Origin of the sequence: Microbaculum marinum (assembly GCF_037855135.1) — a bacterium.
Lineage (GTDB): Bacteria > Pseudomonadota > Alphaproteobacteria > Rhizobiales > Tepidamorphaceae > Microbaculum > Microbaculum marinum.
The window spans coordinates 1-14183 of the sequence record NZ_JAZHOF010000009.1; the positions used below are offsets into that span (position 1 = coordinate 1).

Consider the following 14183-nt stretch of genomic DNA (forward strand, 5'->3'; position numbering starts at 1 on the left):
AGATCCATGCGCTCGTCGATGCCGATGGCCTGCCGGTGAAGCTGAAACTCTCCGCCGGCCAGGCCCATGACGGGCGCTGCGCAGCCGACATGCTGGACGGGATCGGCCGGGGCCAGGCGCTTCTGGCCGATGCCGCCTATGACAGCGATGCGCTGCGCCAGCAGATGACGGCACAGGGTGGCTGGCTCTGTGCCAAGCCGGTCTCCTACCGGCGTCGAAAGCCACCCTTCAGCCGATGGCTCTACCGCTTCCGCAATGTGGTCGAGCGCTTCTTCTGCCGACTGAAGCACTACCGTGCCATCGCCACGCGCTATGAGAAACATGACGAGAACTACCTCGCCATCGTCAAACTCGCTTCAATCCGAATGTGGATCAAATCTTATGAGTCTACGTCCTAGCGGGACCAGGCTGACCTGCGGGCTCGGCGCCCGGCGAAAATCAGCGTTCCGACCGCACAATTTAGAGAAGCCGGTCGGCCGTCCCCCCGGACGTCACCCCAGGATGACGGCCGCGCGGTCGAGGGTCAGCCGCCGGTCGTGCTGGAGGCTGGCGAGGTGCTGTTCGTCCCGGCCGGCGCGTTCCATTCCGCACGCAACGTCGGCGACACGCGGGAAAGCGAACTGGCCACATACGTGGTAGAAAGGGCAAGGTGCTCACTGAATTCGCCAAATGAGCGCAGCAGCGAAGGACCCGGCGATGAAGCAGACTAATACGCATCACTTCGACTTGGCTCCGCCGACCGAGGAGGAGTTCGTCCGGCTGGCTGCCGACCTCGACGAGGAGGAACGCCGCGTGCTGCTCGAACACGGCACTGAATCGCCGTTCTGTGGCGTGTTCCTCACCGAGAAGCGCCCCGGCGTCTACACCTGCCGACTCTGCGGGTTACCGCTCTTCCACGGCGGTGCCAAGTTCGAAAGCGGCACCGGCTGGCCGAGCTTCACGCAACCGTTCGCCGACGGTCATCTCAAGTATATCCAGGACACCAGCTACGGGATGACCCGAACCGAGATCGTCTGCGCCCGTTGCGGCGCGCACCAGGGTCACGTCTTTCCCGACGGCCCGCCGCCAACCGGCGAGCGCTACTGCATCAATTCGGTGAGCCTGGCGTTCACGCCCGATGGCGAGCCGCTGCCCGACAAGCTCGACCGCGGCGCGCCGGAAGGCGAAGTGTTGCGTCGTGGTCGCGCTGTCGGCGAGGCGGAGCCGACGTCGACAATCGCCTCGCAAGCTGCCGGATCTCCGCAACCCGATTGAAAGGGCGGTTGTCCGCCCTTGTCGTCCGAAACGTGTCCCTCAACTCCCGGTCCCGGAGCGGAAGCCGCTCGATACGGTAGCCCGTTGGTGTGGACCGCTACGCCACTGGCAGCCATCCGGCCGGCATTGCCACCGGATATGGGTCGGCCGGAAGCTGCCGAAGGCCCCGGCCGCGTCGTCGCGGTCAGGTGACGCCAGACCGCCGTCCCCCGGACGTCACCCCCGGTAATCGGCCGCGGGGACCTCTGCGGGATCCGGCAGCTCCGCCCAGAAGGTCGTCAGGGCCGCGGCAACCGGCGCGGGCGTCTCCTCCGGCCACCAGTGGCCGACGCCGGCCAGACGGGCCACTTTCGCGCCAGATCGCTGCGCTGCCCACTCATGCTGCTCCACCGTCCCGCTGGCGCGTCCGAAATCGTCGAGCGCGATGAGGGCGAGACCCGGGCGCTCGGCGGCACCCGGCAGGAGCCGTCCCGCCTCGGCCATCGCCGGCTGGCGTGCCGACCGCAACAGCTTGAGGACGGCGCCGCCCATCTCCGGGTCCATCCCGGCCGCGACCCGCTCCGCCATGCGCCCGGTCATCCCCAGCGAGGACGCGACGGAGAGCCGCTGTTCCAGGTCGCCTCCCCATATCTCCCGCACCGAAGCCTCGCCCGCACCTTCCTGCTGCCACCGCTGGGCCCGCGCATGCCAGGCGTAGTCGGGCGCGAACACGCCGAGTGCGTCGGAGGCCCAGCTGCGGATCAGGTCCGGACGGCTCATCGCCAGCACCGCGACGTGGATTCCGCCCCAGTCATGCCCGACCAGGTCGACCGGCGCGCCGAACAGCTCCAGCTGCGCCGCCAGCCAGTCCCGGTAGGCCGTCATCGACGGTTCGAAACCGCGAGGCGCGGGCACGCCGAAGCCGGGCGGGGACAGCGCGAACGCGTCGGCCCGGTCGAGTTCGCCGATGAGCGGCCCCCAGATGACTGCCGACTCCGGATTGCCATGGACGAGGACGAGTGGCGTGCGCGACATGAAACCATCTCCGCGATACTTGTTACCTTACACACAAGTATCATATCCCGATACAACCGCAAGTGTCCCGGCAGATCCTCCCTCCCGGCTGCTTGCCCGCGCTGGGGGGCCCGTGGTATCGACGGGACGAGCGCAAGCATCGCGGCGCCACTGGCGTCGTCGATCCGAAATCGAACAGTCCCGATGCCCGAACACCCTGCAGTTCGCCCCACGCAGCAACAGCGTCGCGAGCGGACCGAACGCAAGGTGATAGCCGCCGCGACGGCGCTGATCGCGGAACGCGGGTCGCGCGCACTCACCCTGGCGGCGGTCGGCGAAGCCGCCGGCTACAGCCGGGGCATCGTCACCCATCATTTCGGCAATCGGGAGAACCTGCTCCGGGCGGTGATGCGCGATGCGCAGACCTTCGAGCTTCCGGCGTCGGCGGAACATGCCGGAGACTGGCTGGCGAAGACGGTTCGCGCCTACCTGAAGAACATCACCGACAAACGACCTGCCGCCCGCGCGTTCCTGCAGATGTGGGGAGAGGCGATCGCCGCCGATCCCGTCCTGGCGCCGCTCTACGCGGAACAGGACGCCCGCTTCCGGCGCCTGCTCGCCGACAAGGTCCGCGACGGCATTCGCGACGGCTCGGTGCGCGCGGATGCCGACCCCGAGGCGCTGGCCGTCTCGCTCCTCGGCCTCCTGCGCGGCATCGCGCTGCAGCTGATCTCCACCCCGCCGCCGCCGCGGGTCGAGGCGATCATCGAGGAGGCCGAACGCGCCACAAGGCGGGCGCTGAGACCGTGAACGACAGGCCCGCGGTGCAGGGACACGCGGGCCCGGATGCGCCCCCGCCCCGCCGGGCGGTCACATCCCCTTGACGATCTCCTCGGCCATCTTCTTGGCGTCGCCCAGCAGCATCATCGTGTTGTCGTTGTAGAACAGCGGGTTGTCGATGCCGGCGTAGCCGGACGCCAGCGAGCGCTTGACGAACATCACGGTGCCGGCCTTCCAGACCTGCAGCACCGGCATGCCGTAGATCGGCGAGGACGGATCGTCCTCGGCGGCCGGGTTGGTGACGTCGTTGGCGCCGATCACGAAGGCGACGTCGGACTGGGCGAACTCCGAGTTGATGTCCTCCAGCTCGAACACCTCGTCGTAGGGCACGTTGGCCTCGGCCAGCAGTACGTTCATGTGGCCCGGCATGCGGCCGGCGACCGGGTGGATCGCATACTTCACCTCGACGCCGTTCTCCTTCAGCACGTCGGCCATCTCCCGGAGGGCATGCTGGGCCTGGGCAACCGCCATGCCGTAGCCCGGCACGATGATCACCTTGCCGGAGTTCTTCATCAGGAAGGCTGCGTCCTCGGCCGAGCCGAGCTTGACCGGCTTCTGCTCGCCGTCGCCGCCGGCAGGTCCCGCCGTCTCGCCGCCGAAGCCGCCGAGGATGACGGAGATGAACGAGCGGTTCATGCCCTTGCACATGATGTAGGACAGGATCGCGCCCGAGGCGCCGACCAGCGCGCCGGTGATGATCAGCGCGGTGTTGCCGAGCGTGAAGCCGATGCCGGCGGCAGCCCACCCCGAGTAGGAGTTCAGCATCGAGATGACGACGGGCATGTCGGCGCCGCCGATCGGGATGATGATCAGCACGCCGATCAGCAGCGACAAGAGCGTGATCGTCCAGAACAGCCCGTGGCTCTCGCTCGTCACGAAGGCGATCACCAGGATCACGATCAGCGCGGCGATGGCGATGTTGATCAGGTGCCGGGCCGGCAGCATGATCGGCTTGCCGCTCATCCGCCCGTCGAGCTTCAGGAAGGCGATGATCGAGCCGGTGAAGGTGATCGCCCCGATGACGACGCCGATCGACATTTCGACGAGGCTCGCGCCGTGGATCGCCCCCGGCGCGCCGATGCCGAAGGCGGCCGGCGCGTAGAGCGCCGCGGCCGCCACCATGACGGCGGCCAGGCCGACCAGCGAGTGGAAGCCCGCGACCAGCTGCGGCATCGCCGTCATCGGGATGCGCCGGGCGATGGTGGCGCCGATCGCGCCGCCGATGCCGATGCCGGCGATGATCAGGATCCAGGCGGTGGCCGACGACGGCGCGGCCAGCGCCAGCGTCGTCAGCACGGCGATGGTCATGCCGGCCATGCCGAAGAAGTTGCCCTGGCGCGAGGTCACCGGGCTCGACAGGCCGCGCAGCGCCAGGACGAACAGGACGGCGGAAACGAGGTAGAGAAGGGCTGTGACGTCGGCGCTCATGATCCAGCCCTCACTTCTGCTTCTTCTTGTACATGGCCAGCATGCGCTGGGTGACGAGGAACCCGCCGAAGATGTTCACCGAGGCCAGCACCAGCGCCACGAAGCCGAAGCCGCGCGCCCAGACGGGACCGTCGCCGAGCACCCCGGTCGCGTCGACCCCGACCGCCAGCAGCGCGCCGACGACGATCACCGAGGAGATCGCGTTGGTCACCGACATCAGCGGCGTGTGCAGCGCCGGCGTCACCGACCACACCACGTAGTAGCCGACGAACACCGCCATCACGAAGATCGACAGCTGGAACACGAACGGGTCGATCGCCCCGCCGGTCGCCGCGTGGGCGCCCATCCCCATCGCCTCGCCGGCCATGTCGCCAACCTGGCCGGCAACCTCGCGGGCGTGCTCGGCCGCCGCCTCGGCAGCCTGCCGGGCGATATCGGCGAGCCGGTTGGCTTTGTCGACCGCCTGGTCGGGTGTCATGCTGGCCATGGCTCAGGCTCCCTTGCCGGAGGATGCTGCGGGCGACGGTGTCTCGGCAGGTGTCTCGGCGGCCGTCTCTGCGGCCGGGGCCGCGCCGCCGAAGTTCGGATGCACCACCTTGCCCTCGCGGGTCAGCACGGTGGCGGCGACCAGCTGGTCGTCCCAGTCGATCGCCAGCGCCTTCTTGTCCTTGTCGATCAGCGTCTCGACGAAGGCGTAGAGGTTGCGCGCGTAGAGCCCCGAGGCCGAGGCGGCGACGCGGCCGGGCACGTTGTCGTGGCCGATGATCTTCACGTCCTTGTGGACCACCACCTCGCCGGCCTTCGAGCCCTCGACGTTGCCGCCGCGCTCCACCGCGAGATCCACCACGATCGAGCCGGGCTTCATCGATTCGACCATCTTCCTGGTCACCAGCTTCGGCGCCGGGCGGCCCGGGATCAGCGCGGTGGTGATGACGATGTCCTGCTTGGCGATGTGGTCGGCGACCAGTTCGGCCTGCTTGGCCTGGTACTCCTTCGACATCTCCTTGGCGTAGCCGCCGGCGGTCTCGGCGGCCTTGAACTCGTCGTCCTCGACCGCGATGAACTTCGCCCCCAGCGAGGCGACCTGCTCCTTTGCCGCCGGACGAACGTCCGTCGCCGTCACCACGGCGCCGAGCCGGCGGGCGGTGGCGATCGCCTGCAGGCCGGCGACGCCGGCGCCCATCACGAACACCCGCGCCGCGGTCACCGTGCCGGCCGCCGTCATCATCATCGGCATGGCGCGGTCGTATTCGGCGGCCGCATCGATGACGGCGCGGTAGCCGGCGAGGTTCGCCTGGCTCGACAGCACGTCCATCGACTGGGCCCGGGTAATGCGCGGCATCAGTTCCATGGCGAACGCCGTGACGCCCGCGTCGGCCAGGCCTTTGAGCGCCGCCTCGTTGCCGTAGGGGTCCATCACCGCCACCACCACGGCGCCGGCCTTCATCTTCTTGGCGTCCGCCGCCGAAGGACGGCGCACCCGGAGCACCACGTCGGCGTCCTTGAGCGTCGCGTCGGCGGTCTTGGCGACGGTCGCGCCGGCGTCGGCATAGTCGGAATCGCGGATCCGCGAGGCCTCGCCCGCGCCGGCCTGCACGGCAACCTGAGCGCCGAGCCCGACGAACTTCTTCACCGTCTCCGGCGTCGCCGCGACGCGCGGCTCGGTCTTGTCGGTCTCGCTCGCAACGGCGATCTTCATTGACCGTATCCCCTTGTTCGGCCCCATGGTCGGCCATTTGCCCGACCAGGTGTCGGGCCGGTATCAGGCGCTATAGGGCGGCGGCAGCGCGCCCACACGGCCCATCTTCAGGAAAACCCCGCCGGCTGGCCAGACCCGGCGCGGTCGATCGGGACGTCTATCGCTGGAACCGGTTAACCGGAACGGAACCGGTCATGCCGGGCGGCAGGCCGTTCCCGGCGCCGCCCAGGCGAGGCGGGAGGTGCTAGCCGAACAGCACGAACAGGGCGAGCACCACCAGCGTGCCGATCGCGATCGGCCAGGGCGAGCCCTTCATCATGACGCCGACGGCGGTGCCGATCACCGCCAGGAACACGCCGAGCCCGGCCAGCCCCCACGCCCCGGCATTGCCGATCGCCAGCATGATGACGACGGCGATGCAGAAGGCGACGGTGAGGACGGTGAGCTGTATGAAGCCCGCGTAGGTCCTCTGGTGGGCGTCGTAGTCCATCGGCGGATGCGAGTGTTCGGCCATCAGGCTCCCCCTGTATCGGTGATACGCGGCATCGGTGATACGCGTCCATGGCTCCGCGCGGAGACCCCAAGGCATCCGTGCACGCCAGCGTGTGTCGGGCGGACTTATAGCAGAGCGCGGTTGGGGGGCAATATGGTCTGATGGTGCCCTCCACTGGACCAAGCGCATTCAGGACAAGAAAGCCATCAACTCATCTGCTACCTTGTCAAACGAAGAATGACCGAGGGGAACGAACTGATCGTCATCATTGTTGCTCCACAATTTTCCTATACCTATTGAGGGGTCCTGTCGATTCGAGGCCGCCAGCAAGGCTCGCATCTTAAACTTGCCCACTGAGTTGGCAGAGTCCCAGTGGAGCGCTCCGGTTGCGGCAGCAAAATTCATCATGGCCTCAGAATGCTCGCTTCTTTCCATCGCTGATTCACAGCAAATGCATTCGAGATTTCCACGAACGTCTATCCACGGTATAGACATAATTTTGACAGATGGAGCCGTTTGCGTGGGATACAAATATCCCTCTGGAATTCCAAAAATATCTGGCGGCATAGTTTTGGTATTTGCACGACTTATTTGTTCGCAAATACTATTAAAATTGCCTTCTGGATCATCGTCGCTGTCACAAACAACTAATATATCGGTTACATTTTCGAACCCCCTAAATGTAGTGATCGCGAGAAACAAGTCTCCAAACCTGCTTATACCACCCACCTTTGTTTGGTCCGGATCACTAGTATTTCTTATTGAAACGTCCCCAAGGTTTCTTTTTCTTATTATAGCTCTAAGAAACGCTTCGTCTGCGTTTCCTTCACACAATATCAGCTTACCTTTTTCGATTACATTTCGCTCCGGCCACCGTGCCATCACCGAATATCTCCACCGAAGCCCAGATTCGCTTTCAGCGCCTCTCCGGAGAACTGCTTCAATACACGATTTCCTCCAGTGTCTTGCTCAAGCCTCCAAATAGAAACGTCGTCAAGAATATCATCACCCGAGGATACAATTGCCTTCAGCCACTCCTCATCATGCGTTGTTATAAACATCTGTGAATCGTTTTCCCGAGCGAGATCCGCCATAGCACGCCAAACGGGCACCTTATGACTGTGATAAATTCCGTTTTCGACTTCATCGACTAAAACTATTGATTGACGCTGCGTGGCCAATGTCAGCATTATTGCAAGAGACCGGTTAATACCGCCTGAAATTGAATTAATAGGCCGCTTCCTCTTCGATCCAGCCATCGTAGCATGAACAACAGGAAGACCGCCCAAAACCTCGACACTTAGACCGCTTATTATCGGAAACTCCTTAGCAAATATCTCTACGAATGGCCCCTCCTCACCCTCTCTGCTCAAATGAGAAAATTTGCTGGCGGTTTCGGTTGCTGATATAGACTGATTAGCCGGAAATAAATGGGCATCCACTCGAGACTCAACACTGCTAGTTATCTCAACACCTTTCTGCGTAATTTTTGGCTGAACATCAGTTGTTTTGCCGAAAGAATCCGTCCAAGAAAAAACTATAGGAGATTGCGCCGCTTCATCTTTAAAATCACTATTGCCAGATGTTGATATAAATACACTCTCTTCACCTCTATGTATGTTTAAGCTTCTATTTTCCGTACCTAAGCCTTCTAATTTTATATTTACCGGCCGGTCCCAATCATTCTGAAAAAAATAATCTCTCCAAAGAGCTTCTTCTATGACTTTAAATGAGCCACCTAACGTGGCATCGTACCCGCGATGAGCCCTTAGTCTAATACTAATTTCTACATTACCACTAAGAGTCAAAAATAGCGCTTCCAACAATGCTGTCTTCCCAGCCGCATTATCTCCAACAATCAAATTGAATCGGCTGCAATGCGAAATTGATAGATGTCTGTAGCACCGGAAATTGTTAATAATTATGGAACGCAGCATAGATTGCTCCCAAGTTCTGGCTAGAAAAGTCATACCTTATCGTGAGAATCCCGCCAAGTAATTTAGGTAACCCAATCTAGGAATAAATTCCTTGACATTCCCCTCCCCCTGTGGCAGCCTTGCTGCATCCTTACCCGTTCGGGGGGCGTGACCGGTACCGACGTCGGCCCACGCGGGAAAGGAGCGGCGCCTCCAGTCGCTGCGCGGTCGGCGCAGGGCTCGGGGAGGTTCCCGGATCGCCCGTCCGTACTAAGGCGGGCCGCCCCATCGGGCCTTAAGGCGGGATCCCGTCCGGCCGCCCGGGGGCACCCACGACGCGGGCCCACGACCGTGGGTTCGCCAGGGAATTGTGGCGCAGGAGGCCCAGCCTCCTGGCAGCGCACCCCCGGCGATCCAGGCGCGGACCCCGGGCGTGGACCACGCGAGAGCGGCGCACGTCGTGCCGTCCGCCGCGTGTCAGCCCCGCGGGCGCGAGCCGTTCGGCCCCGCCGGAGCGCGATCCGGATTGGCCTTAACCGCCGCGGCGGGCGCTCGGAAGAGCGCCACCACTAGAACTACCCGTGAGGCTCTCCTTCGAGCGCCCGCGCCCCCAGGCAGTCGCCTGGACCGTCATCGGGGGCATACGAGAGGCATTCCGGGGCCTTGATCCCGGACCCGCACAACCCGAAACGCCCCGATCCGGCCGAATCCGCGGCTGGCAACGCAGGAGCCTGCCCGATGGTCAGAGCCAGACGCCCCCGGCCCGAATACGTCCTCCTCGAGTTCTCCCGCCGCCTGCAGGCCCGGCTCGCGCGGGCCGCTCCCGACCCGGCGCCCGCGGAGACGGCCGGGGCCGGACGCAGGGGCGCCCGGAGCAAGCCCCTCCGCATCCCGGAGGTGGTGCGGAAGCTGGCGCGCAAGGATCCCGACCGCCGCTACATGGCGGAGACCTTCTACAGGCTGCCGCCGGTCTGCCGGATCGGCGCCTGCCGTCGCGCCGGGCGCTGCACGGTCGAGAACGCCCCCTGCCTCGACCGGCACGGCTGCTGGTACGACGACGAGATCGGCGAGCTCTACCGCACGCTCCACGAGGGGCCGCAGGACGATTTTTGGTGACGGCGGCCGGAAACGGCAACTGCGGGTGTGGGCTCAGGTGCGGGTGAACACGTCGATGCGCGAGAAGTCGGGGATGTGGCCGCCCTTGTCGTCGGGCACCAGCGCTGCGGCGAAGGCCGCCTCGAAGGCCGGCCGGTCGGCATCGGCCAGGCTGCGGCCGTTGTCGACGGTGATCAGGTCGGCCAGCATCGCCTCGGCGTCGCGCGCCCGGCATTTCGTCGCAAAGCGCAGCGAGGCCGCGCGCGTAAGGTCGCCGGCGGCGACCGCCGCGTCGAGCGCGGCCTGCGCCTGCGCATAGACCGGGGCCTCGTCGTCGACGAAGGCCATCACCGGATGAAACGGCCCCGCCGCCTCCGGCTCCAGCACCGCGATGCGCCCGCCCGGCCGCACGATGCGGCGCGCCTCGGCGAGCGCGGCTGCCATGTCTCCCGCGTGGTGCAGGCTGCGCGAGAACAGCGCCAGGTCGAAGGACTCAGGCTCGAGCCCGGTCGCCTCCGCCGGCGCCACCACGTAGCGCGGACGACTGCCCTTTTCTTCGGCGCCCTTCTCCTCGGCAACCGCGACCTGCGCCGCGTTCGGTTCGACGCCGGTGACCTCGGCCCCGAGCCGGGCGAGCCGGCGGGTCACCGCGCCCGAGCCGCAGCCGATGTCGGCAACGGCAAGGCCCGCCAGGTCGCCGAGCGCGCGGGCGAGCACGGTGTCGAAGGGCAGGAACTCGCGGTCGTTCGGATCGGTGGCGGTCATGTCGGTCATCTCGGATCAGGCCCGCTCGCCGACGCCGGCGCGCGACAGCGCGTCGGCCTGGCGGTCGCCGAGACGGTCGAGGTCGAATTCGGCTATTGTCTCGTTGAACAGCCGGTGGAAGTTCAGTTCGGCGCGCAGGTGGATGAACACCGCGCCGAGCCCGATCGCGGCGCGGTCCATGAACACGAACTCGCGCGGCACCCTCACCGGGCCCTTCTCCTTCAGCGCCTTGTGCACCATGAAGGCCTGCTGGCGCCCGTACTCGGCCGCCGCCACGCCGTCGGCGATGGCGCGCACCTTGTCCTCGATCAGCGGCCCGTAGATGAAGCGCGCCCAGATGTTCAGGATGTCGATCAGCTCCCTGGTCAGCCCCCTGAAGCCCCAGGTCTCGTAGGCGTGCACGATCAGCGCCTCGTCGTCGGTGCGCAGCCCGTTGTAGAGGTCGATGACGCCGCCGACGAACTTCGGCGGGAAGACGCGGATGCAGCCGTAGTCGAGCAGGTTGATGCCCGCCGGCTCGCCCTCATCGTCCTCGTAGACCGTGTAGTTGCCGAGATGCGGATCGCCGTGGATCACCCCGTAGCGCGAGAAGGGATACCACCAGGCGCGGAACATCGCGGTGGCCAGCCGGTTGCGGACCTCCTGGGGGGCGTCTTTGTGGGTCAGGATCGGCCGGCCCTCGAGCCAGCTCATGGTCAGCAGCCGCCGGGTCGACAGGTCCTCGAACACCGCCGGCACCCGGATGTCGGGCTGCTCGCGCAGGATCTCGCCGTAGAGCCGCATGTGGGCGGCCTCGCGGACGTAGTCGAGCTCCTCGCGGACGCGAGCGGCGATCTCCGCGCCCATCTCCGAGGTGTCGATCGCCGGGTCCATGCGCCGGTGGATCGCAAACAGCACGTCGAGCTGGGAGAGGTCGGCCTCCACCGCCGACTGCATGTCGGGATACTGCAGCTTGCAGGCCAGTTCGGCGCCGTCGAGCGAGACCGCCCGGTGCACCTGGCCGAGCGAGGCGGAGGCCGCCGCCTCGCGGTCGAACGAGCGGAACCGGGCCTGCCAGTCCGGGCCGAGCTCGGCCGCCATGCGGCGCTTGACGAACACCCGGCCCATCGGCGGGGCGTTCGACTGCAGCTTCGCGAGTTCCATCGCGTATTCGGCCGGCAGCGCCTCGGGGATGGTGGCCAGCAGTTGCGCCACCTTCATGATCGGCCCCTTCAGGCCGCCGAGCGCCGCGGCCAGTTCCAGCGCGCCCTTCTCCCGGTCACCGTCGCGGCGCAACAGCCTGCGGCCGGCAGCCCGGGCGGCGACCGAGCCGACGTTGGTGCCAACCCGGGCATAGCGGCGGGCGCGCTTGTGGAAGCGGTTGCGTTCCTCGTCGCGCTCGCTCATCGGATCTCCCGGCTAGAACTGCCGCCGCGCCCGGCGTGCGATCAGCGCGCCGATCACCGCCAGCGCGGCGACGGCCAGCACCACCAGGATCACGATCATCGCGATCGCTCCCAGGATCCCGCCCAGCGTGTTCCAGAAGCCGACCTGGGCGATGATCAGCGCCAGCAGCAGTATCAGGATAATCGGCATCGGCTACATCCTCTCCTCGGTGGTCGGCACTCAGGCTTCCATCGCCTCGATCTCGTCGATCAGCCGCTCGATCACGGTCAGGCCCATGCGCCAGAACTCGGGGTCGCGGGCATCGAGCCCGAACGGCGCCAGCAGCTCGGAATGGTGCTTGGTGCCGCCGGCCCTGAGCATGTCGAAATACTTCTCGGCGAACCCGTCCGCCGCCTTCTCGTAGATCGCGTAGAGCGAGTTCACCAGGCAGTCGCCGAAGGCGTAGGCGTAGACGTAGAACGGCGAGTGGATGAAGTGCGGCACGTAGCACCAGAACGACTGGTAGCCCTCGCCGAGGCGCACCGCCGGGCCGAGGCTTTCGGCCTGCACCTCCATCCAGATCGCATTGATGTCCTCCAGCGTCAGCTCGCCCTCGCGCCGGGCGGTATGGACCCGCCGCTCGAAGACGTAGAAGGCGATCTGGCGGACCACCGTGTTGATCATGTCCTCGACCTTGGAGGCCAGCAGCGCCTTGCGCGCCTGCGGCTCGGTGGTCTTGGCCAGCAGCGTCTTGAAGGTCAGCATCTCGCCGAACACGCTCGCGGTCTCCGCCAGCGTCAGCGGCGTCGGCGCCATCAGTGGGCCCTGCGGCGCGGCGAGCACCTGGTGGACGCCGTGGCCGAGCTCGTGGGCGAGCGTCATGACGTCGCGCGGCCGGCCGAGATAGTTGAGCAGCACGTAGGGGTGCGCGCTCGGCACGGTCGGGTGGGAGAAGGCGCCAGGCGCCTTGCCGGGCCTGACCGGCGCATCGATCCAGCCCTTGTCGAAGAAGGGCTCGGCGATCCGCGCCATTTCCGGCGAGAAGGCCGAGTAGGCCGACAGCACGGTGTCGCGCGCCTCCGGCCAGGCGTAGGTCTTTTGGCGGATCTTCGGCAGCGGCGCGTTGCGGTCCCAGAACTCCAGCTGCTCCTTGCCGAACCACTTCGCCTTCAAGGCGTAATAGCGGTGCGACAGCTGCGGATAGGCGCCGCGGACGCTTTCCACCAGCGCATCGACCACCTCGCGCTCGACCCGGTTGGCCAGGTGGCGCGCGTCGGCGACGTCCTCGAAGCCGCGCCAGCGGTCGGAGATCTCCTTGTCCTTCGACAGCGTGTTGGTGATCAGCGAGAATGTCGGCAGGTGGTCCTGGAACGTCTCGACCAGCGCCTGCGCCCCCTTCCTGCGCACCGCCTCGTCGGCGTCCTGCAGCAGGTTCAGGGTCGGCTCCAGAGTCAGTTCCTCGCCGTCCACATCGAACCGCAGCGCCGCCATCGTCTCGTCGAACAGCCGGTTCCAGGCGCCGCGCCCGGTGATCGATTTCTCGTGGAAGAGCTGTTCCAGGCGGTCGTCGAGCTGGTACGGCCGCTCCTTGCGCTCGTCCTCGATCCAGGGCCGGTAGGGCCCGAGCGCCGGTTCGGCCTCCATCGCCGCCTCGATCCTGGCATCGTCGACACGGTTCAGTTCGAGCGGAAAGAACAGCAGGTGCACGCCGGCGTTGGTCACCTTCTCGCGGACGTCGCCGAAGAACTTGGCGCGCTTGGGATCGCTGACGTCGAGCGCGTGTTCGAGGCCTGCGAACGACACCAGCCGCCCGATCAGGTCGCTCAGCGCCTCATACTCCGAAATCGCCTCGGCCAGCTTTGCCGCGCCGCCTTCCGCGTCCAGAAGACCCGCGAGCGTGCCCTTCCACTTCGTCTCGAAGGCTTCGGAATCTGCTTTCATCCGTTCGAGGTCGGCGCGTACCTCCGGCGAGTCCTTGGAGGGATAGAGGTCGCGCAGGTCCCACACCGGCAGGTCGCCGAGATCGGGCTTCGCTGCGGTGCCGGCGCCGGCCGTCGCGGCAGATTTCGAAACGGTGGGAACCTGCATGCTCGGTATGCTCCGTCAGTCTGGGGAAATCAGTCACGCCGGCCCGCTACGGGACGTCGGCCGGCCCTCGGATGGCGACCGCCATTAGTGACCGGGGATATTGGATTTGCAATGCCGCCCTTCAAGGTGAGTCCACGGCCTCCGCCTGCGGGCAACCGCGCGACGCGGCACACAAGGCCACCGCATCGGCCCGTTCTGCTTTCGTTCGAATTAAGGCGGCCTTTACCAAACCTGCGCAAATTGCCCG

The 14183-nt window shown here is 66.0% G+C and carries 15 protein-coding genes; 4 read left to right on the forward strand and 11 right to left on the reverse strand.

The genetic code is table 11. The features are described 5' to 3' along the window. Positions 1-398: IS5 family transposase (locus V3328_RS20080; RefSeq protein WP_340331504.1), on the forward strand; the 398-nt coding region annotated here is incomplete at its 5' end. A gap of 271 nt (positions 399-669) precedes the next feature. After that, positions 670-1254 (forward strand): peptide-methionine (R)-S-oxide reductase MsrB, encoded by a 585-nt coding sequence (msrB, locus tag V3328_RS20085; protein WP_340331505.1) that lies wholly within the window; start codon positions 670-672, stop codon positions 1252-1254. Positions 1255-1470: 216 nt separating this feature from the next. Here msrB and V3328_RS20090 read toward each other — a convergent pair whose 3' ends face one another. After that, the gene (locus V3328_RS20090) at positions 1471-2268 is read right to left on the reverse strand and encodes an alpha/beta fold hydrolase (protein ID WP_340331506.1); all 798 of its coding nucleotides are present in this window, start codon (positions 2266-2268) and stop codon (positions 1471-1473) included. A 183-nt stretch (positions 2269-2451) separates the two neighbouring features. Between V3328_RS20090 and V3328_RS20095 the strand changes: the two genes are divergently transcribed. Continuing rightward, positions 2452-3057: a TetR/AcrR family transcriptional regulator gene (locus V3328_RS20095; protein ID WP_340331507.1), complete on the forward strand. Its 606-nt coding sequence runs from the start codon at positions 2452-2454 to the stop codon at positions 3055-3057. A 60-nt stretch (positions 3058-3117) separates the two neighbouring features. On the opposite strand, the gene V3328_RS20100 is transcribed toward V3328_RS20095, so the two are convergent. From V3328_RS20100 to V3328_RS20125, 6 genes are all read right to left on the reverse strand, one after another. Further along, the gene (locus V3328_RS20100) at positions 3118-4515 is read right to left on the reverse strand and encodes an NAD(P)(+) transhydrogenase (Re/Si-specific) subunit beta (RefSeq protein ID WP_340331508.1); all 1398 of its coding nucleotides are present in this window, start codon (positions 4513-4515) and stop codon (positions 3118-3120) included. 10 nt (positions 4516-4525) lie between these two features. Next, positions 4526-5002, reverse strand: coding sequence for an NAD(P) transhydrogenase subunit alpha part 2 (locus V3328_RS20105; protein ID WP_340331509.1), 477 nt, complete (start codon positions 5000-5002; stop codon positions 4526-4528). Between the two features lie 3 nt (positions 5003-5005). Beyond that, entirely contained in the window at positions 5006-6214 is a 1209-nt protein-coding gene (locus V3328_RS20110; RefSeq protein WP_340331510.1) for a Re/Si-specific NAD(P)(+) transhydrogenase subunit alpha, read from the reverse strand. Positions 6215-6458: 244 nt separating this feature from the next. Further along, positions 6459-6728: an aa3-type cytochrome c oxidase subunit IV gene (locus tag V3328_RS20115; protein ID WP_340331511.1), complete on the reverse strand. Its 270-nt coding sequence runs from the start codon at positions 6726-6728 to the stop codon at positions 6459-6461. Between the two features lie 168 nt (positions 6729-6896). Continuing rightward, complete coding sequence (locus V3328_RS20120; RefSeq protein WP_340331512.1) at positions 6897-7589, reverse strand: DUF3226 domain-containing protein; 693 nt, start codon at positions 7587-7589, stop codon at positions 6897-6899. After that, positions 7589-8644, reverse strand: coding sequence for an AAA family ATPase (locus V3328_RS20125; RefSeq protein WP_340331513.1), 1056 nt, complete (start codon positions 8642-8644; stop codon positions 7589-7591). The genes V3328_RS20120 and V3328_RS20125 overlap by 1 nt, the downstream gene beginning before the upstream one ends. A 717-nt stretch (positions 8645-9361) precedes the next feature. On the opposite strand from V3328_RS20125, the gene V3328_RS20130 reads away from it, so the two are divergent. Next, positions 9362-9739: a hypothetical protein gene (locus V3328_RS20130; protein ID WP_340331514.1), complete on the forward strand. Its 378-nt coding sequence runs from the start codon at positions 9362-9364 to the stop codon at positions 9737-9739. A gap of 33 nt (positions 9740-9772) precedes the next feature. Here V3328_RS20130 and V3328_RS20135 read toward each other — a convergent pair whose 3' ends face one another. Genes V3328_RS20135 through V3328_RS20150 form a run of 4 tightly spaced genes read right to left on the reverse strand, consistent with a single transcriptional unit; the run spans position 9773 to position 13936 of the window. Beyond that, positions 9773-10483 (reverse strand): class I SAM-dependent methyltransferase, encoded by a 711-nt coding sequence (locus V3328_RS20135; RefSeq protein WP_340331515.1) that lies wholly within the window; start codon positions 10481-10483, stop codon positions 9773-9775. 15 nt (positions 10484-10498) lie between these two features. Then, positions 10499-11869, reverse strand: a complete 1371-nt coding sequence (locus V3328_RS20140) for an ABC1 kinase family protein (protein WP_340331516.1) — start codon at positions 11867-11869, stop codon at positions 10499-10501. A 12-nt stretch (positions 11870-11881) separates the two neighbouring features. Next, entirely contained in the window at positions 11882-12058 is a 177-nt protein-coding gene (locus V3328_RS20145; RefSeq protein WP_340331517.1) for a hypothetical protein, read from the reverse strand. A gap of 30 nt (positions 12059-12088) precedes the next feature. Continuing rightward, the gene (locus V3328_RS20150; protein WP_340331518.1) at positions 12089-13936 is read right to left on the reverse strand and encodes a M3 family oligoendopeptidase; all 1848 of its coding nucleotides are present in this window, start codon (positions 13934-13936) and stop codon (positions 12089-12091) included. Positions 13937-14183 lie beyond the last annotated feature (247 nt).